At 71.1% G+C, this 23545-nt stretch carries 19 protein-coding genes; 6 read left to right on the top strand and 13 right to left on the bottom strand.

The features are described 5' to 3' along the window. Position 1: 1 nt before the first annotated feature. From DFH01_RS11305 to DFH01_RS11280, 6 genes are read right to left on the bottom strand one after another with little or no spacing between them, the layout of a single operon-like run. Complete coding sequence (locus tag DFH01_RS11305; RefSeq protein WP_109870527.1) at positions 2-943, bottom strand: ABC transporter ATP-binding protein; 942 nt, start codon at positions 941-943, stop codon at positions 2-4. Further along, on the bottom strand, positions 940-1932 hold the full coding sequence (locus tag DFH01_RS11300) for an ABC transporter ATP-binding protein (RefSeq protein WP_109870526.1): 993 nt from the start codon (positions 1930-1932) through the stop codon (positions 940-942). Before DFH01_RS11300 ends, DFH01_RS11305 begins: the two co-directional genes overlap by 4 nt. After that, entirely contained in the window at positions 1929-2831 is a 903-nt protein-coding gene (locus tag DFH01_RS11295) for an ABC transporter permease (RefSeq protein ID WP_109870525.1), read from the bottom strand. The genes DFH01_RS11300 and DFH01_RS11295 overlap by 4 nt, the downstream gene beginning before the upstream one ends. Beyond that, positions 2828-3838, bottom strand: a complete 1011-nt coding sequence (locus DFH01_RS11290; RefSeq protein ID WP_109870524.1) for an ABC transporter permease — start codon at positions 3836-3838, stop codon at positions 2828-2830. The genes DFH01_RS11295 and DFH01_RS11290 overlap by 4 nt, the downstream gene beginning before the upstream one ends. A 7-nt stretch (positions 3839-3845) precedes the next feature. Continuing rightward, a complete protein-coding gene (locus tag DFH01_RS11285; protein ID WP_109870523.1) occupies positions 3846-5450 on the bottom strand; it encodes an ABC transporter substrate-binding protein in 1605 nt (534 codons plus the stop codon). Positions 5451-5473: 23 nt separating this feature from the next. Continuing rightward, the gene (locus DFH01_RS11280; protein WP_233256069.1) at positions 5474-9337 is read right to left on the bottom strand and encodes a hydantoinase B/oxoprolinase family protein; all 3864 of its coding nucleotides are present in this window, start codon (positions 9335-9337) and stop codon (positions 5474-5476) included. Between the two features lie 121 nt (positions 9338-9458). On the opposite strand from DFH01_RS11280, the gene DFH01_RS28160 reads away from it, so the two are divergent. Together DFH01_RS28160 and DFH01_RS28155 are read left to right on the top strand one after the other, a co-directional pair. Further along, positions 9459-10154 carry a hypothetical protein gene (locus DFH01_RS28160; protein ID WP_158287719.1) on the top strand — a complete coding sequence of 232 codons (696 nt, stop codon included), beginning with the start codon at positions 9459-9461 and terminating at the stop codon, positions 10152-10154. Positions 10155-10191: 37 nt separating this feature from the next. Next, positions 10192-11286 (top strand): mandelate racemase/muconate lactonizing enzyme family protein, encoded by a 1095-nt coding sequence (locus DFH01_RS28155; RefSeq protein ID WP_158287718.1) that lies wholly within the window; start codon positions 10192-10194, stop codon positions 11284-11286. Between the two features lie 8 nt (positions 11287-11294). On the opposite strand, the gene DFH01_RS11270 is transcribed toward DFH01_RS28155, so the two are convergent. Genes DFH01_RS11270 through DFH01_RS11260 form a run of 3 tightly spaced genes read right to left on the bottom strand, consistent with a single transcriptional unit; the run spans position 11295 to position 14101 of the window. After that, positions 11295-12359 carry an FAD-dependent monooxygenase gene (locus DFH01_RS11270; protein ID WP_109870520.1) on the bottom strand — a complete coding sequence of 355 codons (1065 nt, stop codon included), beginning with the start codon at positions 12357-12359 and terminating at the stop codon, positions 11295-11297. Beyond that, positions 12356-13036: a methyltransferase domain-containing protein gene (locus tag DFH01_RS11265; RefSeq protein ID WP_109870519.1), complete on the bottom strand. Its 681-nt coding sequence runs from the start codon at positions 13034-13036 to the stop codon at positions 12356-12358. Before DFH01_RS11265 ends, DFH01_RS11270 begins: the two co-directional genes overlap by 4 nt. A 3-nt stretch (positions 13037-13039) precedes the next feature. Then, positions 13040-14101, bottom strand: coding sequence for a type III polyketide synthase (locus DFH01_RS11260; protein WP_109870518.1), 1062 nt, complete (start codon positions 14099-14101; stop codon positions 13040-13042). Positions 14102-14211: 110 nt separating this feature from the next. On the opposite strand from DFH01_RS11260, the gene DFH01_RS11255 reads away from it, so the two are divergent. Continuing rightward, the gene (locus DFH01_RS11255; RefSeq protein WP_109870517.1) at positions 14212-15192 is read left to right on the top strand and encodes a Bug family tripartite tricarboxylate transporter substrate binding protein; all 981 of its coding nucleotides are present in this window, start codon (positions 14212-14214) and stop codon (positions 15190-15192) included. A gap of 57 nt (positions 15193-15249) precedes the next feature. Here the strand turns inward: DFH01_RS11255 and DFH01_RS11250 are convergent, their stop codons facing one another. Beyond that, on the bottom strand, positions 15250-16434 hold the full coding sequence (locus tag DFH01_RS11250) for a pyridoxal-phosphate-dependent aminotransferase family protein (RefSeq protein WP_109870516.1): 1185 nt from the start codon (positions 16432-16434) through the stop codon (positions 15250-15252). Positions 16435-16578: 144 nt separating this feature from the next. Between DFH01_RS11250 and DFH01_RS11245 the strand changes: the two genes are divergently transcribed. Both DFH01_RS11245 and DFH01_RS11240 read left to right on the top strand, forming a co-directional pair. Then, positions 16579-19485 (top strand): FAD-binding and (Fe-S)-binding domain-containing protein, encoded by a 2907-nt coding sequence (locus tag DFH01_RS11245; protein ID WP_109870515.1) that lies wholly within the window; start codon positions 16579-16581, stop codon positions 19483-19485. Beyond that, complete coding sequence (locus DFH01_RS11240) at positions 19482-20057, top strand: DUF924 family protein (protein WP_109870514.1); 576 nt, start codon at positions 19482-19484, stop codon at positions 20055-20057. Before DFH01_RS11245 ends, DFH01_RS11240 begins: the two co-directional genes overlap by 4 nt. A 6-nt stretch (positions 20058-20063) precedes the next feature. Here DFH01_RS11240 and DFH01_RS11235 read toward each other — a convergent pair whose 3' ends face one another. Genes DFH01_RS11235 through DFH01_RS11225 form a run of 3 tightly spaced genes read right to left on the bottom strand, consistent with a single transcriptional unit; the run spans position 20064 to position 23046 of the window. After that, complete coding sequence (locus tag DFH01_RS11235; protein WP_109870513.1) at positions 20064-20768, bottom strand: ABC transporter ATP-binding protein; 705 nt, start codon at positions 20766-20768, stop codon at positions 20064-20066. Continuing rightward, positions 20765-21898: an ABC transporter permease gene (locus DFH01_RS11230; RefSeq protein WP_109870512.1), complete on the bottom strand. Its 1134-nt coding sequence runs from the start codon at positions 21896-21898 to the stop codon at positions 20765-20767. The genes DFH01_RS11235 and DFH01_RS11230 overlap by 4 nt, the downstream gene beginning before the upstream one ends. Further along, on the bottom strand, positions 21895-23046 hold the full coding sequence (locus DFH01_RS11225) for an efflux RND transporter periplasmic adaptor subunit (protein ID WP_109870511.1): 1152 nt from the start codon (positions 23044-23046) through the stop codon (positions 21895-21897). Before DFH01_RS11225 ends, DFH01_RS11230 begins: the two co-directional genes overlap by 4 nt. A 134-nt stretch (positions 23047-23180) precedes the next feature. On the opposite strand from DFH01_RS11225, the gene DFH01_RS11220 reads away from it, so the two are divergent. Then, complete coding sequence (locus DFH01_RS11220; protein ID WP_109870510.1) at positions 23181-23543, top strand: DUF1622 domain-containing protein; 363 nt, start codon at positions 23181-23183, stop codon at positions 23541-23543. Positions 23544-23545 lie beyond the last annotated feature (2 nt).

The raw sequence follows: 23545 nt of genomic DNA, 5'->3' as shown, positions 1-23545 counted from the left end.
CTCACGCCGCCCAGCAGGCGACGCGGTGCGATCCGTCGCCCGCCAGCGCCGGATCGTCGCCCAGGCAGCGCTCCATCCGGATCGGGCAGCGGGGCGCGAAGCGGCAGCCCGGCGGAATCTCGGCTGCATTCGGCACGTCGCCGGCAAGCGCGGCCTCCGGCAGGCACGACGGCCGCGGCGGCAGCACGGAGCCGATCAGCGCGCGGGTATAGGGATGCCGCGGCGCGGCGAAGATCGTCTCCACCGGGCCTTCCTCCACGATGCGGCCGAGATACATCACCGCGACGCGGTCGCAGACCTGCCGCACCACTGCCAGGTTGTGGCTGATGAACAGGTAGGTGAGGCCGAGGCTGCCGCGCAGCTCCTGCAGGAAGTCCAGGATCTGCGCCTGCACGGAGACATCCAGCGCGCTCGTCGGCTCATCCAGCACCAGCAGCTTCGGCGCCAGGGCAAGCGCGCGCGCGATGCAGACGCGCTGCTTCTGCCCGCCGGACAGCTCATGCGGGAAGCGCCAGAGGAAGCTTTCCGGCAGCCCCACCTGGCGCAGCAGTTCCGTCACGCGCGCCTGGGCCTCGGTGCCACGGCTGGTACCCTGCACGACCAGCGGCTCCGCCACCGAGGCGAAGACGGTGCGGCGCGGGTTCAGCGCGGAATGCGGATTCTGGAAGATGATCTGCATGTCGCGCCGCAGCGGACGCAGCGCATCCTCTCCGAGCGAAGCGATGTCGCGGCCCTGGAAGCGGATCTCGCCACCGCTCGGCGGGATCAACCGCAGCACCAGCCGCGCGACCGTGGACTTGCCGCAGCCGGACTCACCAACGAGCCCGAGCGATTCTCCTGCAGTGAGGCGCAGATCCACGCCATCCACCGCGCGCAGCACCCTCCCGCCCTTCTGGGCGTAGCGCTTGGCGAGGCCCCGCACCTCGAGCAGCGCGCCGCTCATGCTGCCGCTTCCTCGGCGCGATGGCAGGCGACCAGACGGCCATCGACCTGCCGCAATGGCGGCTTCTCCGCCACGCAGCGCCCGACGGCCAGCTCGCAGCGCGGATGGAACCGGCAACCGGGCGGCGGCTGCAGCAGGTTCGGGATATGCCCCGGGATCGGGCGCGCGCGATGCGCGGGCCGCGCCAGGTCCGGCACCGCGGCGAGCAGGCCGCGCGTGTAGGGATGCCGCGGTGCCGCGAACAGCACATCCGCCGCGCCATCCTCCACGATCGTGCCGGCATACATCACGACGACGCGCCGGCAGAGCGCGCCGATCACGCCGAGATCATGGCTGATCAGCATCAGCGTCAGCCTGCGCGCGGCGACGAGTTCGGCGATCAGGCGCAAGACCTGCGCCTGGATCGTCACGTCCAGCGCCGTGGTCGGCTCGTCCGCGACCAGCAGGCGCGGCGTGCCCGTCAGCGCCATCGCGATCAGCACGCGCTGCCGCATGCCGCCCGACAGCTCATGCGGGTAGCGGTCCAGCAGGCGGCCGGGATCCGGCAGGCGCACGGCGTCCAACAGTTCCGCCGCGGCGTCGCGTGCGGCGGCGCGCGCGCGCTTCGGCTTCCCCTCCGCCCGGTCATGCGCCCGGATCACGTCCACCATCTGCGACCCGATCGAGAAGACCGGGTTCAGATAGGTCATCGGGTCCTGGAAGATCATCGCCACGCCGTGGCCGCGCAGCCGCGCGAGCCCACGCTGGTCCATGGCGAAGACATCCTGCCCGGCGAAGCGGATGCCGCCGCCCGGCACGCAACCGGGCGGCATGTCCACAAGGCGCGCGACGGAACGCGCGAGCACGGACTTGCCGCAGCCGGTCTCGCCGACGATGCCGACCGTCTCGCCTTCGGCCACCGTCAGGTCGATGCCGTCGAGCACATGGGCGCGGCCCTCGAACCCGTCGAAGGCAAGCCGGTAGCCGCTGATCTCGAGCAATGCGCTCAACCGCGGTTGCTCTTCGGATCGAGGATGTCACGCAGCCCGTCGCCGAACAGGTTGAAGCCCAGCACGGTGAGATAGATCGCGAGGCCCGGGAACACCGCATACCACCACCAATTCGGCATGTAGGTGCGCGCGACGGAGATCATGGCACCCCATTCCGGCGCCGGTGGCTTGGCGCCCAGACCGATGAATCCGAGCGAGGCCGCCGCCAGGATCGCAAGACCCATGTCCATGGACGCCTTGACGATGATCGGAGAGGTGCAGTTCGGCAGGATGTGGACCGCCAGGATGCGCAGGTTGCTCGCGCCGACCGCCCGCGCCGCCTCCACGAAGGGCTCGTTGCGCAGCGCCAGCGCCTTCGCCTCCACCAGCCGCACATAGCCGGGCCACCACACGATCGAGAGCGCGATGATGCCGTTCAGGATGCCGGGGCCGAGCGCCGCGACGATGGCCAGCGCCAGAACGATGCCCGGAACCGAGAGGAAGACGTCGGTGACGCGCATGATGACGGCGCGCGCGACCCCGCCGAAATAGCCCGCGGCGATGCCGAGCGGCACGCCGATGACGGTCGCCATGCCGACGATGGTCAGCCCGACCCAGAGCGAGGTACGCGTCGCGAGCACCACGCGGGAGAAGAGGTCGTTCCCCATCTCGTCCGTGCCGAACCAATGCGCGGCGGCTGGCGGCTTCAGGCGGTTGCCGAGATTCATCGCGCCCTCGGCATCCAGCGGATACGGCGCGATCCAGGGGCCGAATGCCGCCACAAGCAGGAAGCCCAGCACGATGGCGAGCCCCAGCATCGAGGACGGACTGCGCCCGAAGCTCCAGGCGAAGAAGCGCAACTGCCGCAGGCTGGCGGCGTGGCGCTCCGCGAAGCTTGCGCGCCGCAGGGCAAGGCTCATGACGTCGCCCTCAGCCTGGGATCGAGCACGCCATAGAGCAGGTCCACGATCAGGTTGATGATCATGAAGTTCACGCCGATCAGCAGCGTCACGCCCATCACCGGCTTGAAGTCGCCCGCGATCGCGGAGGAGACGGCATAGAGCCCGATGCCCGGCCAGTCGAACACGGTCTCCACCAGCACCGTCGAGCCGAGCATCCAGCCCCAGCGCAGCCCGATGATCGCCAGCGTCGGCAGCATGGCGTTCCGTAGCGCCAGCACGCAGACCACGCGCAGCCGCGAGATGCCGTGCGCGCGCGCGGCCGTGACGTAGTCCGCCGCCATCACCTCGATCATCTCCGCCCGGTTCACGCGCAGGATGGAGGCGAGGCAGGGAAAGGAGAGCACCAGCGCCGGCAGCACCGCGTGGCGCAGCGCATCCGCGAAGGTCGCCCACTGGCCCGCCAGCACGCTGTCCACCAGCAGCATGCCCGTGACAAAGGGCGGCGGCGGCGTGGCGATGTCGAGCCTGCCCGAGGTCGGCAGCCATTCGAGCTGCACCGAGAACAGCAGCTGCAGCAGGATACCGAACCAGAAGGCCGGCAGCGCCACCAGGGAGACCGCGACGAAGCGCGTCGCATGGTCCGGCGCCCGGTTCTTAAGGACCGCCGAGAGCATGCCGAGCGGAACGCCGACCAGAACGCCGAAGGTCATCGAGAGCAGCACGAGTTCCAGCGTGGCCGGGAAATAGCGGCCGAGATCCTCCATCACGCTGCGCGTGGTGACGATGGAGCGGCCGAGATCGCCGGTGAGGAGACCGCCGACATAATGGACGAACTGCTCGGGCAGCGGCCTGTCCAGCCCGTATTCCTTGCGGATCGTCTCCACCATGTCGCGCGTGGCGTCGGGCCCCGCGGCCAGCGCCGCGGGGTCGGAGGGCGCGACATTCGAAACCACGAAGGTGATGAGGACCAGGCCGAACAGCATCAGCCCGGTCAGCATCAGCCGCCGCAGGACGAACAGCGCCATGGCGGCGTCAGGCCGCGTCGACCCACATCGGATACAGGTCGAATTCGCCGGTCAGGCGCAGCGGACAGTACTGGAAGCCGCGCAAATAGTCGCGCATCAGCCAGCGCCGATTCGCCAGCATGCCGAAGATCTCGGGCTGCAGATCGACCACGCGCTTCTGCACATCCGCATAGAGCGCGTTGCGCTTCGCCTCGTCGGTCTCGACACGGGCGGCGTCAACCCAACCGTCGATCTGCGCATCGGTCAGGTGATGCATGCCCCAGAACTGGCCATGGGCGCGGGTGTGGTACTTGCCGGCGATCACATCCGGGTCGGTGCAGACCGGCGTGACATAGACGCTGACCATGTCGGGCGCCGTCTCCGCCTTGCTGCCGCGGGCGACCATGGTCGGCCAGGGCTGGGCGACGATGTTGACCTTTATGTTCAGCGGCTGCAGCGAGTTCAGCAGCGCGAGGCCGATGCGACGCGGATCCTCGAGGCCCTGCACATGCACGTATTCCAGCTCGAACCCGCCATTCGGATGCGCGCTCTTCGCCAGGAACTCACGCGCCTTCTCCAGGTTGCGCCGCGGGATGCCGGGCACCGCGACATGGCCGGGGATCGCATCCGGGAAAGGGCTGTCCAGCAGCGTCGCGGCGCCGTTGTGGATCTGGATCAGCGCATCGTAGTCCATCGCATGGGCGATGGCCTTGCGTACGTTCAGGTCGGCCGTCGGCCCCTTCGTCGTGTTCATGGTGATGGCGAAGGTGGTGAAGCCCTTGTGGTCCTCGGGCTTGATGCCGCGCGCGTTCTTCAGCAGCTCGAAGTCGTCCGCCGGCACTTCCGTGATCATGTCCACCTCGCCACGCTGCAGCATGGCGCGGCGGGCCGCGGGCTCACGGACAATGCGATAGATGAACCCCGAGAGCCGCCGCTGGTCGCCCTGCGGCCAGCCCTTCCAGTAGTCCGCCACCGCATCGAGCTGGATCACCGACTGCGGCTCGAACCGGCGTACCTTGAACGGGCCGGACCCGGCCTCGTTGCGGGTCAGCCAGCCTTCGCCGTAGTCGTTGTTGGCGACATTCGCCTGCACCTGCTTCGGATTGACGATAAACCAGAGGGGCACATAGGTGATGAAGCTCGGCATCGCCCGGGTGAGCGTGAACTGCACCGTATGCGCGTCCACCGCCTTGATCGCCTCCGGCGCCAGCACGTCCTTCAGCATCCATGCGACGCCCTTGTTCAGCCGCAGCCCGCGCTCGAAGGAATAGCGCACCGCCTCGGCATCCACCGGATCGCCGTTGTGGAACTTGGCGTTCCGCACCAGGTGGAAGGTCCACACGGTCTGCGCCGGGTTGCTCTCCCACCGCTCGGCCAGCCACGGCACGATCTGCGGCGGATCGTTCACGTATTTCGCCAGCGCGTCGTAGACGGATTGCTGGATCAGCCGCGTCGACCAGTCGTAGCGGACATGCGGGTCCAGCACGGGAACGGGCTGGCCCCCGGCGAAGACGAAGATCTTGCGGTTGCCGTCGCGCTCGAAGGCGCGTGCCGGCGATCCCGCCGCGAATGCGCCCGCGGCGCCAAGGCCGGCGGCGATGGCGCCGCGCCGTCCGATGATGGGTCCCTGCATGGTTGCCTCCTCTCTCCCAGGAATCACTCGGCCGCTGCGCGCGCGCCGCGGCTTGCCTCGCTTGCTTCCATGTCGATCGTGCCGTCATCGCGCAGCACGACGCCGTAGTCGCGCGTTGCCGCCTCGGGCGTGATGTAGCCATCCGCCAGGTCAGCGGCGATGCGCGCCAGCGGCCGCTCGCGCGGGTCGCCATAGCCGGCGCCGCCGCAGAGCAGCACCTCGGCGATCTCACCCGTCCGCGTCAGCGTGACCAGCTCGCCGGTGCCGGTGTCCTTCAGCAGCGCACCCGACGCATCGCGCACGCCGCCCCAGGCGAGCCCCCCCGGCGCACCGCCGAACAGGCCGGGCGTGCGCACGCGCACGCCTTCGGGATAGACCGAGGCCAGCGTCGGCAGGCCGTCCTCCTCCAGCTTACGCACCCGCACCACCTGGCCGAGCCCGCCGCGGTTGCGCCCGGGGCCGCCGCTGTCCGGCACATAGGCCTTCTCGACCACCAGCACCGGCACGCGCTGCTCCATCAGCTCGATGGAGGTGTTCGCGGCCGAAGTCGGCCAGAGCAGCGAGGATTTCCCGTCGCCCTGCGCCGAGGCACCCTGCCCGCCGCCCATGAACAGGTGGTCCGAATAGAGCCGCTTCTTCGCGTCCCAGCCATACATGCTGACGGAGACGGGCAGGCCCGTCATTGCCTGCACCTGCCGCGGCGCCGCTTCCGACAGCGCGCGGAAGATGTTGGGCGCGATGTACCAGCCCGTGCGCGTGCGCAGATAGACCGAGGCCGGCTTGGTGCAGTTCAGCATGGAGCCTTCGGGCGCCTTCACCGTGAAGGGCCGGTAGCAGCCGGCATTGCCGCGCACATTCGGCGAGAGCATGCATTTCAGCGGATAGGTCGCATGCGCCTCGGTGTAGTTCAGCGTGCAGTTCAGCCCGCCCTGCGGTAGCTGCGCGGGCACGCCCTCGAAGTCGAGCTCGATGGACTCGTCGCGGACCGTGACCTTCAGCGGGTATGTCAGCTCCGTGCCCAGCGGGTTGTTGCTGATCGTGGAGTGATAGACGCCGTTCGGGATGGCGCGGATCGCGTCGCGCATCGCGGCCTCGGCGCGGTTCTGCACGACGGCGGCCAGCGCCTGCAGGTCGTGCATCCCGTATTCGTCCATGAAGGCGACCAGCCGCTCCGCCCCCAGCGCATTCGCCGCCATCATCGAATGGATGTCGCCCAGCACCTGCCACGGGTTGCGGACGTTCTCGCCGATCAGCGCGAAGAGGTCCTCGTTCGGCACCCCTTCCCGCGCCAGCTTCATCGGCGGGATCTGCAGCCCTTCCTCGAACACCTCGCGGGCGCGCAGATGGTCCTTGGTGCCGCCAATGTCGGAGACATGGCCGACGCAGGTCATCAGCGCGACCATGCGGCCGTCCTTGAACACCGGCGTGGCGATGGCGAGGTCGTGCAGATGCCCGGCGCAGAGCCAGGGGTCGTTGGTGATCAGCACGTCGCCGGGCTTCAGCGTCTCGGGCGGGTACTTCTTCAGCAGGGCGCGCGCCGCGCGCTGTACGGTCAGGTTGAACACCGGCATGGCGCGCGGGCTGTGCGCCAGCGTCTCGCCATTGGGGTCGAGCAGCTCGCAGGCGAAGTCCTGCGCCTCGCTGATGATCAGGCTGAAGGCGGTGCGGCAGACCGTCAGCCACATCTCCTCCACCACCGTGACCAGCCGCGACCACATGATCTCGAGCGCGATGGGATCGGATTCGATTCGCGCCATGGCCTCGGCCAGCGGCATGTCAGGCGTGACCACCGCATCGGGAATGGGCGCCGAGGCCACGGCGATGCGCAGATTGCCGCCCGCATCCACCGACAGAGTGTCACCCGGCGGCACGATGGTGGTGGACTCGCGTTCCTCCACGATGGCGGGCCCTGGGATCGTGTCGCCGTCGGTCAGCGCATAGCGGTCCCAGACGCCGGCCTCGTGCCAGCCGCCGTCGAAGTAGATCCGCCGCGCGCCCTTGCGCTTCGGCCGGCCGGCGGCGTCAGCGCCGGCCTGCTGCAGTGCGAGCGTCGGCTCCTTTCCGGCGACCCGCACGCGGAAGGAGATCGCCTCCAGCTTCGCGCCCTGGAACACCGCCGTGTAGCGCGCGGTGTAGACCTTCGCGAAGGCCTCGCTGATGGCCGCGAGACGCGTGTCGTCGAGCGGCCCGTCCGGCAGCGGCACGGTGATCTCATGCACCTGGCCCACCAGGCGCATGTCGGCGGAGCGCTCCAGGCGGATCTCCGCCTCCGGCACGCCGGCTTCGGCGAGGAGCTGCCGGCCCTCCGCCTCCAGCGCCGAAAGCACTGCATTCACCGGGGCCGCGTCGAAGCCCGGCTCCATCAGCACCGGCATCGAGCGCACCTGCTCGAAGGAGAGCGGCGCGACCAGGAAGCCGAGCGCGGAAGCCGCGCCGGAAGCGGGCGGCACGATCACCTCCCGCACGCCGAGCGCGCGCGCGACCATCGCGGCATAGGCGGGACCGGCGCCGCCGAAGCCCACCATCGCGTAGCGCCGCGGGTCCTTGCCCTTCTCCACCAGATGCACACGCGCCGCCGCGGCCATGCTCTCGGTGACGACCTTCGCGATGCCCCAGGCGGTCTCCACGGGGCCGAGGCCGAGCTTCTCGCCCAGCGCACCGACGGCGCGCGCCGCCGCCGCCGCATCCAGGCTCATCCGCCCGCCCAGGAAGAAGCCCGGATCGTACCAGCCGAGCGTCAGGTTGGCATCGGTGACCGTCGCCTGCGTGCCGCCGCGGCCGTAGCAGGCGGGGCCGGGATCGGCGCCCGCGGAATGCGGGCCGACACGCAGCAGCCCGACCTCGTCGATGCGCGCGATGGAGCCGCCGCCGGCGCCGATCTCGATCATGTCGATGACGGGCGCCTTGATCGGCAGGCCGGAGCCCTTCTTGAAGCGATGGACGCGCCCGGCCTCCATCATCGCGGCGATCTCCGCGCGACCGTCCTCGATCAGGCAGGCCTTCGCGGTGGTGCCGCCCATGTCGAAGGATATCACGTCGCGATGCCCGGCGCGCGCACCGAAAAGCGCGGTGGCAAGGCCGCCGCCGGCAGGGCCCGATTCCAGCAGCCGGATCGGGAAGGCACGGGCGGCGGCGGGGCTCACCAGGCCACCCGCCGAATGCATCAGGCGCAGCGCGCCACGGAAGCCGCGCGCCCGCAAGGCGCGTTCCAGCTTCGTGACATAGCCATCCATCAGCGGCTGCACATAGGCATTCGCGCAGGTCGTGACGGTGCGCTGATACTCCCACAACTCCGCCACGACCTCCGACGAGATCGAGACGGCGAGACCCGGCGCGGCGCGGCGCACCGCGGCCGCCGCGCGCCGCTCGTGATCGGGGTTGGCATAGCTGTGCAGGAAGCAGATCGCGACGGCCTGTACGCCCTCCGCGGCCAGCCTGCGTGCCGCCGCCTCCACCGCCGCCTCGTCCAGCGGCGTGACGACGCGGCCCTCGCGGTCCGTCCGTTCCGGCACTTCCAGCCGATGGCGGCGCGCGACAAGCGGTTCGGGATATTGCAGGAACAGGTCGTAGATGTCGTAGCGCTGCTCGCTGCCCATCTCCAGCAGGTCGCGGAAGCCCTGCGTGGTGATCAGCCCGAGCTTCGCGCCGCGCCGCTCGATGATCGCGTTGGTCACCAGCGTGGTGCCGTGCAGGATCTCGCCGACATCCGCGAGCGTGATGCCCGCCGCGGCAGTGACCTCCTCCAGCCCCGCCAAGGCGCCGATGGAAGGATCGGCCGGCGTGGTCAGGCATTTGTGCAGCCGGATCGAGCCCGCCGCCGCATCCGCCAGGATGAAATCGGTGAAGGTGCCACCGATATCGAAGCCGATCCGCCAGCCTGCGCTCATGCCCATGCGATCCCCGGGGCGCCGCCGCCCGTCCGGCGGGGAGGCTAACGCAGTTTCGCCGCGCTCAGAAAGCCACCGCAGCGGCGATTGCGGCACCGGTCCGTCCTCCTATGCTGCGCGGATGAGCAGCGGGCATGCCTTCCTGGCGCTGTGGAACGACCTCGCGGGCGGACGGGAAGCGGAATACGATGCGTGGCACACGCGCGAGCATGTGCCGGAACGCGTGGCCGCGCCGGGCTTCCGCAGCGGGCGGCGCTATGTCGCGCCGGCGCATCCCGTGCACCGCTGGTTTACGCTATACGACCTGGCGGACCTCGGCTGCCTCGAGACGCCCGAATACCGAGACCTCCTCGACAATCCCACGCCCGCATCGGCGGCGATGCGGCCGCATTTCCGCAGCTTCCTGCGCGTGCCCTGCGTGCGGCTCGGCGCGGCGGGAAGTGGCCTGGCGGGCGCGCTTGCGGTGCTGCGCCTGCCGGACGAGGCTGCGCTGCCGGATCTCGCGGCACTCGCGCAGGAACCCGGCATGGTCGCCGCACAGTTCGGTCGTCGCGCCGACGAAGGAAGCGCGGCGGGAAGGATCCATATCGGCGCGCCTGAGACCAGCGCGTCGGATGCTTTCTCCGCCGTCCTGCTCCTGGAAGCGCTGGATCGCGCCGCGGCGGAGCGGATCTTCGCCACGGCCGCGGCGCGCTATCTTCCATCCGCCACGCCGGCGCTTGCGGCAGGCGGCGTCTACGACCTTGCCTTCGTCTTCCCGGCCAGCGACCCCTCGGAGCGCGAGGCCCACCGCCGGAGCCACTGGCCGGCGCCGTAGCCGTCGCGCGATCGAGCAGCAGGAAGGAAACCCGTCCATGACGCGCATCACCGGCGTCGAGGCGATCGTCTACAGCCAGGCGGTCCATCACCGCGGTGCGACGCCCACGCTGGCCGGCGTGCCGCGCCGCGCCTTCGACACGCTGCTGGTCCGCGTCGAGGCCGAAGGCGGTCTCACCGGCTGGGGCGAGTGCTTCGGCCTCTATGAATCCTGGCCCGTCGTGCGGGAATCGCTGCGCCGCCTGGTTGGTCCGGGTGCGATCGGGCTCGATGCGCTCGACCCCGCCGGCACGGCGGAGGCGATCATCCGGCGCTTCCACGGGCTCGGCGGTTCCGGCCCGTTCATGCATGCCGTCTCCGGCCTGGAGACCGCGCTGTGGGACATCAAGGGCAAGGCAGCCGGCCTGCCGCTGCACCGGCTGCTGGGCGGCGCGTGCTGCGAGGCGCTGCCCGCCTATGCGAGCCTGCCGCGCTACGGGGCGCCGGAGGCGGTGGCGCGCGACACGGCGGAAGCCCTCGCCCGCGGCTTCCGCGACATCAAGCTGCACGAGATTCGCGCGCTCGACATCCGCGCCGCCGCATCCTGCATGGGCGGCGAGGGCGCGCTGATGGTGGACGTGAACTGCGCCTGGTCGGCCGAGGGCGCGCGCGCGATCCTGCGAGAGCTCGACGACGTGCCGCTCGCCTGGGTGGAGGAGCCGCTCTTCCCGCCCGACGACTACGCCGCGCTCGCCGCGCTGCGTGCGGACAGCGGCCGCGTGATCGCCTGCGGCGAGAACGCGGCAAGCATCCTGGACTTCGACCGCATGGCGCAGGCCGTTGACGTGGTGCAGCCGAGCGTCGCGAAGATCGGCGGCATCTCCGCCCTGCTGCGCGTCGCGGAGATCGCGCAGCGCCACGGCGCGCGCTTCGCGCCGCACTCGCCCTATTTCGGACCCGCCTTGCTGGCGACGATGCAGGTGCTTGCGGCGCTGTCGCCGACGACGCCGGTGGAGGCGTATTTCTTCGACCTCAATCCCGGTCCCTTCGGGGATGCGGTGGTGCCGCGGGGCGCATGCTTCGCCGTACCGCAAGGGCCGGGTCTCGGCTGCGATCCCGATCCGGCGATCCTGGCGCGCTGCGCGATTCCGTAAGTGCGCCGTCAGCCGAGCCGCGTGCGACGAGCCACGGCGCCCGCAATGCCTGGCAGCCAGGCAACGCCGCCGACCATCAGGCGCGGCGCGTGGCGAACCAGGCTCGCCACGACGCCCGCCATTCGCATGCCGCCCGCGACCGAAGCCGCAAAGCCGGCATGGTGCAGCGCCGGGCTCGCGCCACGCCGGCACGCCTCCGCGGCGCGCAGGCCAGAGAGCAGCGCCATCGCCACGCCATCGCCGCAGAAGGACGGAATGACGGCCGCCTGATCCCCCACGCGGAATGGCCCGTCGCCGCGATGCAGGAAGCCGTAGGGCACGCGCGCGACCGCCATCGGCCGCGATGCCTCGGCCCGCAAGCCGGCCAGCAGACGCGCCGCCAGCGCCGAGCCGGCGGCGACATGCGCGACCAGCGCCGCGGCCGAGCGCGCCGCTTCCGCCACGCCCGGCGCGCGCGAGTCCAGCGCGGCGCAGAGATTGGCACCACCGCCGGCGCGCGGCTGCAACCCGGCATAGCCGCCGGAACACGCCAGCACCGCCACGGCGTCTGCCGGCACGTCGCCTGCCAGGATCAGCTTCAGCCCAAGGGCGCCACCGCTCGCGCTGCGTTGCACGCCGCGCAATTCGTGCTTGCCGGTGGCGAGGATGAGGGACGGCGCGACACGCGTCTCGCCACCCGCAATGCGCAGTTCCCAATCGGTGCCGCAGCTCTGCACTGCAGCGACGGAGACGCCCCGCTCCACCGTCGCGCCAGCCTCCTCAGCCGCCTGCAGCAGCGCCGCGTCGAGCACCGCGCGCGGCAGGCTCCAGGCGGCGAAGGGCAGCCGCATCTCCGCTTGCGCACGTCCGGCGCCGAACAGCGCGCGACGCAATGGCACGGCGCCGAGGCTGGGCAGATCCACACCCAGGCCATCCAGATGGCGCGCTGCATCCTCGGCGAGGAACTCGCCGCAGACCTTCTCGCCAACGACGCGATCACGTTCCAGCAGGCGCGGCCGCACCCCGGCCCGCGCCAAGCCGATCGCCGCCGCGGCCCCCGCCGGACCGCCGCCGACGATCACCGGCCCGCTCATCCGCCCTGGCCCGTGACGGCCCAGCGGAAGGGCACGACCCAACGGACTTCCGCCGCGACGCCGGCCTCCTCCAGCAACCGCCGCCAGTCGTCGCGCGTGAAGGCGCGCATCACGGAGACCGGGCCGTCATGCGTGACCATCGGATGCATCCGCATCAGCCGCGTGCCGGCCCAGACCGCAGCCCAGGGAATGCGGTGCCGGTGCAGGTCCAGGATCAGCCAGCGCCGCGTCGCATGCGCGGGTAGCCAGCGCAGGAACCGGAGCAGCGTCGCATCGTCCAGGTGATGCGCGAACAGGCTGCAGGTGATCAGGTCGAAGCGCCGATCGGCCGGCAGATCGAACAGGTCGCAGGTGAGCCAGCGCGCCGGCGTGCCGCGCTCGGCCGCGTGCCGCTCCGCCCAGGGGCTGCGATCCAGCCCCCAAAGATCCAGCGCGACGCCGCGACGCTTCGCCCATGCCGCCGCCGCGCGCAGCGCATCGCCGCCCCCCGCGCCGACATCCAGCAGCGAGAGCGGTGTCGCACCGCTCTCGCTCACCGCACGATCCAGGAAGCGGTGCAGCGGCGCATGCGCGAAGGTGATGCGGTTCAGCGTCTCCAGACCGTCCAGCGCCGCCCGAAAATCCGCCTCGGACTGGGCGGGATCGTCCATGATCTCCTCGGCCAGGATGCGCGGCATGGCTCACGCCACGCGGAAGCGCATGGCCTCGGCCGAGAGGCCCGGCCCGAAGGCCAGAGCGCAGCCGCGCTGCCCGGCCTGCGCGCGGCGCATCATCGCCGCCAGCACGAACATCACGGTGGCGGAGGACATGTTGCCGTGGTCGCGCAGCACCGCCCGGCTCTCCGCCAGCGCGCCCTGGTGCAGCGCGAGGCCGTGCTCCACCGCATCGAGGATGCTGCGCCCGCCCGGATGCACGGCCCAGAGATCCACCTCGGCCGCGGGAAGCCCGTCCAGCATCCCCTTCTCCCAGTCCGGCAGCGCATGGGCGAGCGTGATGGGCACGAGGCCCGAAAGCGTCATGTCGAAGCCGTCATCGCCGATCCGCCAGGTGATCATCTCCGCCGCCTCCGGCAGCATGACGCTGGAGAAGCCCTCCATCCGCAGCCCGGCAGGCTCCGCGCTGACGATCGCGGCGGCGCAGCCATCGGCGAAGAGCAGGAAGCACAGCAGCTGCTCCAGCGCGCTGCTGCCCTGCAGGTGCAGCGTGCAGAGCTCGAGGGAGACCACCAGCACGCGCGCGCCGGGATCGCTGCGCACGATGTGCCAAGCCGTCTTCAGCGCATTGATCGCCGCCTGGCAGCCCATGAAGCCGACCAGCGTGCGCTCCACCCCGCGCGGCACGCCGTGGCGCTCGACCAGGTGGCGGTCGAGGAAGGGCGCAACGAAGCCAGTGCAGGTGGCGACCACCAGATGCGTGACGCGCGATGCCTCCGCCGCGAAGCCGAGGCGGGCCAGCGCGGCATCGGCCAGCGCCGGCGCCTCGGCCTCGTAGCGGGCCATGCGGGCGCGGGTGGTGGGGAAGGCCGCGCCCGCGCGGTAGAAGCCGCAAAGCGTGCCGCTGCCCTCCGGTTCCGAGGGTTCCAGCACGGACCAACGCCGGGCGATCTCCGCCCGCGCATCCATGCGGGCGAACAGCGCGCGGTCGCGCGCGGTCACCTGCCCGGCGGCGAAGGCACGGAAGGCACCGTGCACCTCGTGCCGGGGCACGGCGGTGGCGATGCGGTTGAGGAAGACTTCGACCATCCGTCCATGGTGGGGCTTCGCCGGCCGATGGGAAGACCGGACCGGCGGTGACGTGAAGGGGGTGCCAAGCTGCCCTTTCCGCGCTTTGATGCCGGCGGAGGATCTGCACCATGCCCACCCTGCCCCGCCGCGCCGCGCTCGCCCTGCCGCTTGCCGCCGCGCTGCCCCGTCCATCCCTGGCCCAGGCCTGGCCGACCCGCCCGATCCGCATCGTCGTCGCTTTCGGCACCGGCGGCGGCACCGACATCACCACCAGGCTCCTGGCGCCGCGCCTGTCCGAGATCCTCGGCCAGCCCGTGGTGGTGGAGAACCGCGTCGGCGCCGGCGGAACGGTGGGCGCCGACCATGTCGCGAAGCAGCCGCCGAACGGCGAGACCTTCCTGCTGGCGACCGTGTCCAACATGGCGCTGGCCATCCCGCTCTACGGCGACCGCCTGCCCTATGATCCGGTGCGCGACTTCGTCGGCGTCGCGCCGACCGTCTTCATCCCGATCGGCATGGCGGCGTCCAGCAAGCTCGGCGTGAACAACGCGGCCGAGTTCATCGCGTTGCTGCGCGCCAATCCGGGCCGCTTCAGCTATGGCAGCGCAGGCGCGGGCACCTCGGGCCACATCGCCTCCTCCGCCTTCCTCTCGCGCATCGGGGCCACGGCGGAACACGTCACCTACCGCAATCCGGGCCAGACCTACCTGGCGCTGCAACAGGGCGAGATCGCCTTCACCAGCGACATCCCCTCCCTGCTCGCGCCCTTCCACCGGGCCGGCACGGCGCGGCTGATGTTCGTCGCGACCGACGAGCGCAGCCCGGCCGCTCCAGAGGTTCCGACCGCGCGTGAGGTCGGGCTCGGCGATTACAAGGCCTATTCCTGGTACGGCATCTACGCGCCGGCCGGAACGCCCGCGCCCATCGTGGAGCGGATGGCGGCCGCCATCGAGCAGGCGCTCTCGACCCCCGCCATCACGGAGCGCTTCGACCAGATGGGCACGCCGGCGATGCGCGGCTGGACGCCGCAGCGCTTCGCGGACTTCCTGAAGAGCGAGATCGACCTCTGGGTGCCGCTGGTGCGGGCGAGCGGCGCGCGCGCGGATTAGCGGTCGGCAAGGCCGAGGCGCGATCCACGACAGCGGATCACGCCTCGGCGGGAACGGCTACGCGTTGCCGTTCAGGTAGTCCATCGCGGCGAGCACGCCGCCGGCCTTGTGCGGGATGCCGGCGGCCTTCAGCCCCATCTCCACGCCGCCCAGCGTGCCGACCAGCTGCAGGTCGCCGAAGTCGCCCAGATGGCCGATGCGGAACACCCGGTCGTTGAGCTGCCCAAGCCCGTTCCCCAGGCTCATGTTGAACTTCTCGAGGATGGTGGCGCGCAGCGCGTTGGCGCTGTGACCCTCCGGCAGGCGCACCGCGGTCAGCGAGGAGGAGTAGTGCCGCGGGTCCAAGCACTGGATCTCGAAGCCCCAATGGCGCACGGCGCGCCGCGTGGCCTCCGCATGGCGGTCGTGACGGGCGAAGACGTTGTCGAGCCCTTCCTCCAGCAGCATGTCCACCGCGGCGTCGAGCGCGTAGAGCATGTTGGTCGCCGGCGTGTAGGGGAAGTAGCCGGTGGCGTTCGCCGCGATCATCGGCTTCCAGTCCCAGAAGGCACGCGGCAGCTTCGCCGTCTCGCTCGCCTTCAGCGCCTTCTCCGACACGGCATTGAAGCTGAGGCCCGGCGGCAGCATCAGCCCCTTCTGGCTGCCGGAGACCGTGACATCCACGCCCCATTCGTCGTGGCGGTAGTCGATGCTGGCCAGCGAGGAGATCGTGTCCACCAGCAGCAGCGCCGGATGGCCCGCCGCGTCCATTGCCTTGCGGACCTCGTCGATGCGGGAGGTCGCACCCGTGCTGGTCTCGTTGTGGACGACGCAGACGGCCTTGATGCTGTGCGACTTGTCCTCGCGCAGCTTCGCCTCGATCGCCGCCACATCCGCGCCGCGGCGCCAGTCGGTGCGGATGTAGTCAGGCACCAGTTGCAGGCGTGTCGCCATCTCGTGCCACAGATGAGCGAACCAGCCGGTCTCGCACATCAGCACCCGGTCGCCGGGCGAGAGGGTGTTGACCAGCGCCGCTTCCCAGGCCCCGGTGCCGGAGGCCGGATAGATCACCACATGACCCTGCGTCTTGAAGACCGCCTTGACCTTTTCCAGCACCGCCTTGCCCAGCCGGCCGAAATCGGGGCCGCGATGGTCCATGGTGGGGTTGTCCATCGCCCGCAGCACGCGGTCCGGCACGTTGGTCGGGCCGGGGATCTGCAGGAAGTGGCGGCCGGCAGTGGGCTTGGACTGGAAATAGGCCATGGGACGGGTCCTCTTGCTGCCGGCTGTCTAGCCTCCGGCAATGCGATCTGCCAATGAGTAACCCCCGTTGGATTGATGAGCATTATAGATGCGACCTGCGGCCAACCCTCCGCTAATCCGCGGCCCGATGCGGGGAGAACGGGCATGAACGCCATCGCCGGGCGGGCCAGGATCGGGGACAGCAGGCTGGCCGAGCGGCTGCGCCGGGAGACGCAGGGCGAGGTGCTGTTCTCCCCGGGCGACCGCGGCCGCTACGCCACCGACGCCTCGATCTACCAGATGGAGCCCGTCGGCGTGCTGGTGCCGCGCAGCGCGGAAGACGTGGCCGCCGCGATGGCGATCTGCCGGGAGGAAGGCATTCCGGTCCTGCCGCGCGGCGGCGGCACCAGCCAATGCGGCCAGACCGTCAACCGCGCGCTGGTGTTGGACTGCACGAAATACCTGCGGAACGTCATCGCCGTGGAGGGCGACACGGCCCGCGTGCAGCCCGGCATCACCCTCGGCGCACTGAACGAGGCGCTGAAGCCGCGCGGCATGTTCTACCCCGTGGATCCCTCCACCTGGATGCGCTGCACCATCGGGGGCATGGCCGCCAACAATTCCTGCGGCTCGAAATCCATCCGCTACGGTCTCATGGCCGACAATGTCCGCGCCATCGACGCGATCCTGGCTGACGGCACGCGTTTTCGCTTCGGCGAGCTGCCGGACAATCTCGGCCCCGACGTGCCGCCTTCCGTCGCGGACGTCGTCGCCAAGCTGCGCGCCATCGGCGTGCGGGAGGCCGAGGAGATCGCGGCGAAGTTCCCGCACCAGCTCCGCCGCGTCGGCGGCTACAACCTGGACGCGCTGACGCCGGATGCGCGCGCGAACGGGCGAGCCTCGCTCGCGCGGCTGCTGGTGGGTAGCGAGGGCACGCTCGCCTTCTCCGCCGCGCTCGATCTCAAGCTGTGGCCGATCAAGCCGCGCAAGGTGCTCGGCATCTGCCAGTTCCCCTCCTTCCGCCGCGCGATGGAGGCCTCGCAGCATCTCGTCACGCTCGACCCGGAGGCGGTGGAGCTCGTGGACCGGACGATGATCGATCTCGGCCGCTCCATCCCGATCTACCGCAACACCATTGACCGCATCGTCATCGGCGAGCCCGACAGCCTGCTCATCGTCGAGTTCCACGGCCATGAGGACGGCCCGCTGCTGGCCGCGCTCGACCGGCTGGAGGAGATGATGGGCGACCTCGGCCTGCCCGGCCAGGTCGTGCGCGTGACGGATGCCGGCTTCCAGGCGCAGGTCGCGGAGGTGCGCGAGGCGGGGCTCAACATCATGATGAGCATGAAGGGCGACGGGAAGCCCGTCTCCTTCATCGAGGATGCCGCCGTCGCGCTGGAGGACCTGGCCGACTACACCGAGCGCCTGAACGCGGTGTTCGAGCGGCACGGCACCAAGGGCACCTGGTACGCACACGCCTCGGTCGGATGCCTGCATGTCCGCCCCGTGCTGAACATGAAGGACGGCACGGAGGTGGCGAAGATGCGCGCCATCGCGGAGGAATGCTTCGCCCTCGTGCGCGAATACAAGGGCAGCCATTCCGGCGAGCATGGCGACGGCATCGTGCGCAGCGAGTTCCACGAGCCGATGTTCGGCGCGCGCATCGTGCAGGCCTTCGAGCAGGTGAAGGACGCCTTCGATCCCGCCACGCCGACCCTGCCGCACGGCCTGCTGAACCCGAACCGCATCGTGCATCCGCCGCGCATGGATGACCGTTCCCTGCTGCGCTACCACGAAGGCTACACGGCCGATCCCGCCATCACGCCCGCGCTGGACTGGAGTGCATGGCCCGGCCCGCAAGGCGGCCTGCTCGGCGCCGTCGAGATGTGCAACAACAACGGCACGTGCCGGAAGTTCGATGCCGGCACGATGTGCCCCTCCTACCGCGCGACGCGCGACGAGCAGCATGTCACGCGCGGGCGGGCCAACACGCTGCGCCTCGCGCTCACCGGCCAGATCCCGGGCGGACTCGCTTCCGACGAAGTCGCCGACGCGCTCTCGCTCTGCGTCGCCTGCAAGGGCTGCAAGCGCGAATGCCCGACCGGCGTGGACATGGCGAAGATGAAGGTCGAGGCGACGGCGGCGCGCAATGCCGCGCGCGGCATCGCGCTCAAGAACCGCCTCATCGCCACCATGCCGCGCTGGGCGCCCTTCGCCGCGATGCTGGCGCCCTTCGTCAACTGGCCCGCGATGATCCCCGGTGCTCCCGGCCTGCTCGGCTTCGCAGACCGCGCCCTGCCCCGCTTCCGGCACAACCCGTTCCATGACTGGGAATGCCGCGAGCCCGACGGACGCGCGAACGAGGTCATCCTGCTGCCCGACCTCTTCAACCGCTATTTCGAGCCGGAGAATCTTCGTGCCGCGTTGCGCGTGCTGCGCGCAGCCGGCGCCGATCCCGCCGTGGCGCGGCCGCCGCGCGGCACGCGCCCGCTGGATGACGGTCGCACCCTGCTCGCCGCCGGCATGATCGCGGAAGCCCGTGCGGAGGCACGCCGCACGCTGGACGTCCTGTCGCGCTGGGAAAGCCCGGTGCTCGGCCTCGAACCCTCCTGCCTGACGACGCTGCGCGACGAGTTTCTGTCGTTGCTGCCGGGCGAGGCGGCCGAAAAGCTTGCGTCGCGCGCGATGCTGGTTTCCGAATGGCTGGCGCAGGCGAAGCCCGATCTCGCGCTCAAGCCGATCGAGGGCGAGGCGCATATCCACGGCCATTGCCACCAGAAGGCCTTCGGCGCCTTCCCGGCCGCGGTCGCCGCGCTCACGCGCATTCCGGGCCTGAAGGTGACGCCGATCACCTCCTCCTGCTGCGGCATGGCCGGGTCCTTCGGCTACGAGGCGAAGAACCTTCCCGTCAGCAAGGCGATGGCCGAGCTCTCCCTGCTGCCGCATATCCGCAAGACCAAGGCCGAGGCACTCATCGTCGCCGACGGCACCTCCTGCCGGCACCAGATCCGCGACCTCGCCGGCCGCGAGGCCATCCATTCCATCCGCCTGCTGGAGCGCGCCCTGGCATGAGCCCCGACGCCGACCGCCTGCTCGCCTTCTGGTTCGCCGAGGGCCCCGACAGTTTCCGCCAGGCCTGGTTCCGCAGGGACGACGCCTTCGACACCGCCTGCCGCGAGGGCTTTGGTGCGCTCGTCGTCCCGGCGCGCGAGGGCGCGCTGGACGACTGGGCGAGCACGCCGAAGGGTGCTCTCGCGCTGCTGCTGCTGCTCGACCAGTTCCCGCGCAACCTGTTCCGCGGCAGCGCGGAGGCCTTCGCCTCCGATCCGCATGCCCGCGCGATCGCCCGCGGCGTCGTGCTGCGCGACCGCTTCGACCTGGCGCTGACGCCGGTGCAGCGCATCTTCCTGTATCTCCCCTTCGAGCATGGCGAGGCGATGCAGGACCAGGATCTCTCCGTCGCGCTGTTCGAAGGCCTGCGCGACAATCCCGCGATGCGCACGCCGGGCGGGACCATCGACTATGCCTGGCGCCACCGTGTCGTCATCCAGCGCTTCGGTCGCTTCCCTCACCGCAACGCCGCCCTCGGCCGCCAAAGCACGCCGGCGGAGCAGGCATGGCTGGATGCCGGCGGCGGGTTCTGACCCGCCTCAGGCGGAGCGCAGCACCTCCGCTTCGACCCGACCGTCGCGCAGCGCGACCATGCGGTCGAAGCGATCGAAGATCTTCTCGTCATGCGTGACCACCAGCACCGCCGCCGCGCGCTCCCGCGCGACGCGGCGCAACAGGTCCATGGCCACGCGCGCGCGTTCCGAATCCAGTGCCGCCGTTGGCTCGTCGGCCAGGATGATCGGCGGCGCATTCGCCAGCGCCCGGGCGATGGCCACGCGCTGCGCCTCGCCACCCGACAGCCGCGCCGGCATCGCATCGGCCCGCCGGCCGACCTCCAGTTCCTCCAGCAGCGCCTGTGCGCGCTGCCGCGCCTGCGCGCGCGGCTGCCCCGCCAGCGTCATCGCCAGCGCCACGTTGTCGCGCGCGGTCAGGAAGGGCAGCAGGTTGTGGAACTGGAAGATGAAGCCGATGCGCTCGCGGCGCAGGCGGCGAAGGTCGCGCACCAGGTAGCGCTCGTCCCAGATCGGCTCCCCGGCCAGGCTGAGCCGCCCCGCACTCGGCGCCATGATGCAGGCGATCACGTTCAGCAGCGTGGACTTGCCGCTGCCGGACGGGCCTTTCAGCCCGACCACCTCCCCGGGCCCGACCGCCAGGTTCACGTCCGACAGCGCGCGAACCGCCGTCTCGCCGGTGCCGAACTGCTTGGCGATACCCTCCAGCAGCACGAGCGGCGCGGCGGTCATCCGCCAAGCGCCTGCTGCGGATCGATGCGCAGCGCCGCGCGGATGGAGAGCACGCTCGCCAGCAGGCAGATCGTCGCCGTCACGCCCGCCATGACGGCGACCTCGAACACGCCGAGTTCGACCGCGCGCGGAAAATGGTCGCGCACCGACAGCAGCAGCACGAGCCCCGCCACGAAGCCGAAGGCACCGATCAGCATCGCCTGTTGCAGCACAAGGCCCGCGATGGTCCGGTCCGGCGCGCCGATCAGCTTGAGGGTCGCGATCTCGCGGCGCTTGTCCATCGTCATCGTGTAGATGATCAGGGCGATGATCACGCCCGAGACGAACAGCAGCACAACGGTGAAGATACCCAGCTGCATGCGCGCGCGCTGCACGACGGAACGCGTGAGCAGGTCCTCCTGCTCGGCCGCGGTCAGGGCCGAGAGGTGCTTCCAGCGGCGCACCGTCTCCGCTACGGCGCTCGGGTCGGCGCCCGGATGCAGCACGGCAACCACGGCATTCACGGTATCCGTCACGGCCGGCAGCGCGCCGGCCGCCAGGGCGCGGCGTGCCGCCGGCGGCGCCTGGCGGAACTGCATCTCCTGGCTGTCGCGCAGCGTCGCGAAGACCAGCGGATCGCCGCCGGAGGCGACCAGGCCGCGCGTGATGCCGACCACGCGGTAGCGATCCGCGCCGAGATGCAGCGTGGCGCCGAGCGGCAGGCCGCTGCGTGCATCGGCCACCAGCTCGAAGCGCGCACCGCCGAGGGCGCGCCCCTCCACCAGGCTGCCCGGCCCGCCGGGCCGCCCGGGCTCGTAGCCCACCACCTGCAGGCGGATGCGCCCCTGCGGACCCTCGGCCTCGGCGGTGCGCAGCGTCAGGCCGCCCGCGGCGGCGACGCCGGGAATGCGCGCCACCATCTCCCGCACGTCTCCCGGCACGCGCGACGCCTCCGCGAAGGGGCCGCGCGTGCCCTGTTCCACCACCCAGAGCTCAGCACCGAGGCTGCGCGTCAGCGCCAGCGCCTCGCGCACGACCCCCTGGTAGATCCCGACCATGGACAGCGCCACGCCGAGCAGCAGGCCGATGCCGACGCAGGTGATCAGGAAACGGCCGATGCCGTGCCGGATATCGGCCAGGGCGAGGTTCATGGCGTGCCCGGCACTGGCCTCGCCGCTCGGCCCGGCGCGAAGCCGCTCGCCGCACGGAGCACCGGCTCGGCGCCCTCCGGCAGGCCCTCAGTCAGAGCGACGCGACCATCCGCAAGCCGCGCCGTTACACGCACCTCGCGCCGCGCAAGCCGGCCGTCTTCCACCGTCCAGATCGTGCCCTTCGCGCCGTCGAAGCCGTGCAGCGCGCTTTCCGGCAGCAGGCGCGCACGCGGCAGGCGACCGGTCTCGATCAGCACCTCCGCCTGCTCTCCCAGAACCGGCTGGCCAGGGCAGCCACGGCAGCGCAGCCAGACCCGGCGCTCCTCCGTCACGCGGTCGGCCTCGAGCCCGATGCGCACTACCTCGGCCGTCATCGGCTGGCCCGGTCGGCTGCGCAGCGTGACGCGGGCCGGCTGGCCGACGGCGAGCCCGCCCGCGCGGCCCTCGTCCACGAAGGCGAGAACCCAGTAGCTGTCCGGCGCCACCAGCGTGAACACCGCCTCGCCCGGGTTCAGCGCGGTGCCGGGTTCGCGATGGCGCGTCACCACCAACGCGTCGAAGGGGGCGAGGAGGCGATGCTTCGCCAGCGCCGTGCGCTCGGCCAGGAGGTTTGCGCGCGCATCGGCGATCGCCGCACGGGCGACCGCCGCATCCGCGCGGTTCACCGCGACGTCGGCGACAGCCGCGGCCGCCTCCGTCTCGGCCAGCTCGGCCGATTCCTGGCTGCCGACGCCGCGAGTCGCCAGATCGCGCCGCCGCCGCGCCGTCGCCTGACGCTGGGCACTGAGCGCCTCGGCGCGGTCGCGCTGCGCCTCGGCGCGCGCCGCCGCCGCCTCGGCCGATTGCAGCCCGGCCTCCGCGCGCGCCAGCCGCGCTTCCGCGCTGGCAGGATTGAGCGCGGCCAGTTCGTCCCCGGCACGCACCAGATCGCCGTGATCGGCGGCGACGCGCACCAGCGTGCCGGACACCTCGAAACCGATCCGCGCGACCACCTGCGCCTCGACGCTGCCAAGGCCGAAGACGGTCACGGCGACGTCCTGTTCGACCGGCGCGACGGCGACCGCGATGGGGCGCAGCCGCGCCACCGCCACCCCGCCCCCGATCACCACCAGCGCGGCGAGGAGGAGGAGAAGGCTGCGCAGGCGCATCGCGACACGTCCCTGGACTCGTCCATGCACGTGACAGGATATCTCTGCGATGTGCAAGGCGGGCTTTCCCGGCCCGGCGACAAGCCGCCAGATCCGGGCAGTATCCCGCGGGCAAGGGCTATCGGAGCGGCGCCATGGAAGAGCTGATCAAGGACCTCACCCAGTGGGTGGCGATCGCCGTGGAGGTCGCGGCGGTGCTGGTGATCGCCTATGCGGGCCTCGAAGCCGGCTGGCGCGTGCTTGGCGTCTGGATCGGGCGCGGCGGCACGGTGGAGGTCGGCATCGAGCACATGCGGCTGCGCCTGGCGCGCTGGCTCGCCGTCGCGCTGGAATTCACCCTGGCCGCCGACATCCTGCGCACTGCCGTGGCGCCGACCTGGGACGACATCGGCAAGCTCGCCGCCATCGCGGCACTGCGCACGGTGCTGAACTTCTTCCTGCAGCGCGAGATCGAGGCCGCGGCGCGCGCGGAGGCGCACCGCGACGCCGCGTCGTGAGG

The organism is Falsiroseomonas bella (assembly GCF_003173615.1).
Lineage (GTDB): Bacteria > Pseudomonadota > Alphaproteobacteria > Acetobacterales > Acetobacteraceae > Falsiroseomonas > Falsiroseomonas bella.
This window is presented reverse-complemented; position numbering and strand designations above follow the sequence as displayed.

Excerpts from the sequence above, each read along its gene's own strand:
- DFH01_RS11305 (WP_109870527.1), bottom strand. The coding sequence starts at position 943 with ATGAGCGGCGCGCTGCTCGAGGTGCGGGGCCTCGCCAAGCGCTACGCC.
- DFH01_RS11295 (WP_109870525.1), bottom strand. The coding sequence starts at position 2,831 with ATGAGCCTTGCCCTGCGGCGCGCAAGCTTCGCGGAGCGCCACGCCGCC.
- DFH01_RS11290 (WP_109870524.1), bottom strand. The coding sequence starts at position 3,838 with ATGGCGCTGTTCGTCCTGCGGCGGCTGATGCTGACCGGGCTGATGCTG.
- DFH01_RS11285 (WP_109870523.1), bottom strand. The coding sequence starts at position 5,450 with ATGCAGGGACCCATCATCGGACGGCGCGGCGCCATCGCCGCCGGCCTT.
- DFH01_RS11280 (WP_233256069.1), bottom strand. The coding sequence starts at position 9,337 with ATGAGCGCAGGCTGGCGGATCGGCTTCGATATCGGTGGCACCTTCACC.
- DFH01_RS28160 (WP_158287719.1), top strand. The coding sequence starts at position 9,459 with ATGAGCAGCGGGCATGCCTTCCTGGCGCTGTGGAACGACCTCGCGGGC.
- DFH01_RS28155 (WP_158287718.1), top strand. The coding sequence starts at position 10,192 with ATGACGCGCATCACCGGCGTCGAGGCGATCGTCTACAGCCAGGCGGTC.
- DFH01_RS11270 (WP_109870520.1), bottom strand. The coding sequence starts at position 12,359 with ATGAGCGGGCCGGTGATCGTCGGCGGCGGTCCGGCGGGGGCCGCGGCG.
- DFH01_RS11265 (WP_109870519.1), bottom strand. The coding sequence starts at position 13,036 with ATGCCGCGCATCCTGGCCGAGGAGATCATGGACGATCCCGCCCAGTCC.
- DFH01_RS11260 (WP_109870518.1), bottom strand. The coding sequence starts at position 14,101 with ATGGTCGAAGTCTTCCTCAACCGCATCGCCACCGCCGTGCCCCGGCAC.
- DFH01_RS11255 (WP_109870517.1), top strand. The coding sequence starts at position 14,212 with ATGCCCACCCTGCCCCGCCGCGCCGCGCTCGCCCTGCCGCTTGCCGCC.
- DFH01_RS11250 (WP_109870516.1), bottom strand. The coding sequence starts at position 16,434 with ATGGCCTATTTCCAGTCCAAGCCCACTGCCGGCCGCCACTTCCTGCAG.
- DFH01_RS11245 (WP_109870515.1), top strand. The coding sequence starts at position 16,579 with ATGAACGCCATCGCCGGGCGGGCCAGGATCGGGGACAGCAGGCTGGCC.
- DFH01_RS11240 (WP_109870514.1), top strand. The coding sequence starts at position 19,482 with ATGAGCCCCGACGCCGACCGCCTGCTCGCCTTCTGGTTCGCCGAGGGC.
- DFH01_RS11235 (WP_109870513.1), bottom strand. The coding sequence starts at position 20,768 with ATGACCGCCGCGCCGCTCGTGCTGCTGGAGGGTATCGCCAAGCAGTTC.
- DFH01_RS11230 (WP_109870512.1), bottom strand. The coding sequence starts at position 21,898 with ATGAACCTCGCCCTGGCCGATATCCGGCACGGCATCGGCCGTTTCCTG.
- DFH01_RS11225 (WP_109870511.1), bottom strand. The coding sequence starts at position 23,046 with ATGCGCCTGCGCAGCCTTCTCCTCCTCCTCGCCGCGCTGGTGGTGATC.
- DFH01_RS11220 (WP_109870510.1), top strand. The coding sequence starts at position 23,181 with ATGGAAGAGCTGATCAAGGACCTCACCCAGTGGGTGGCGATCGCCGTG.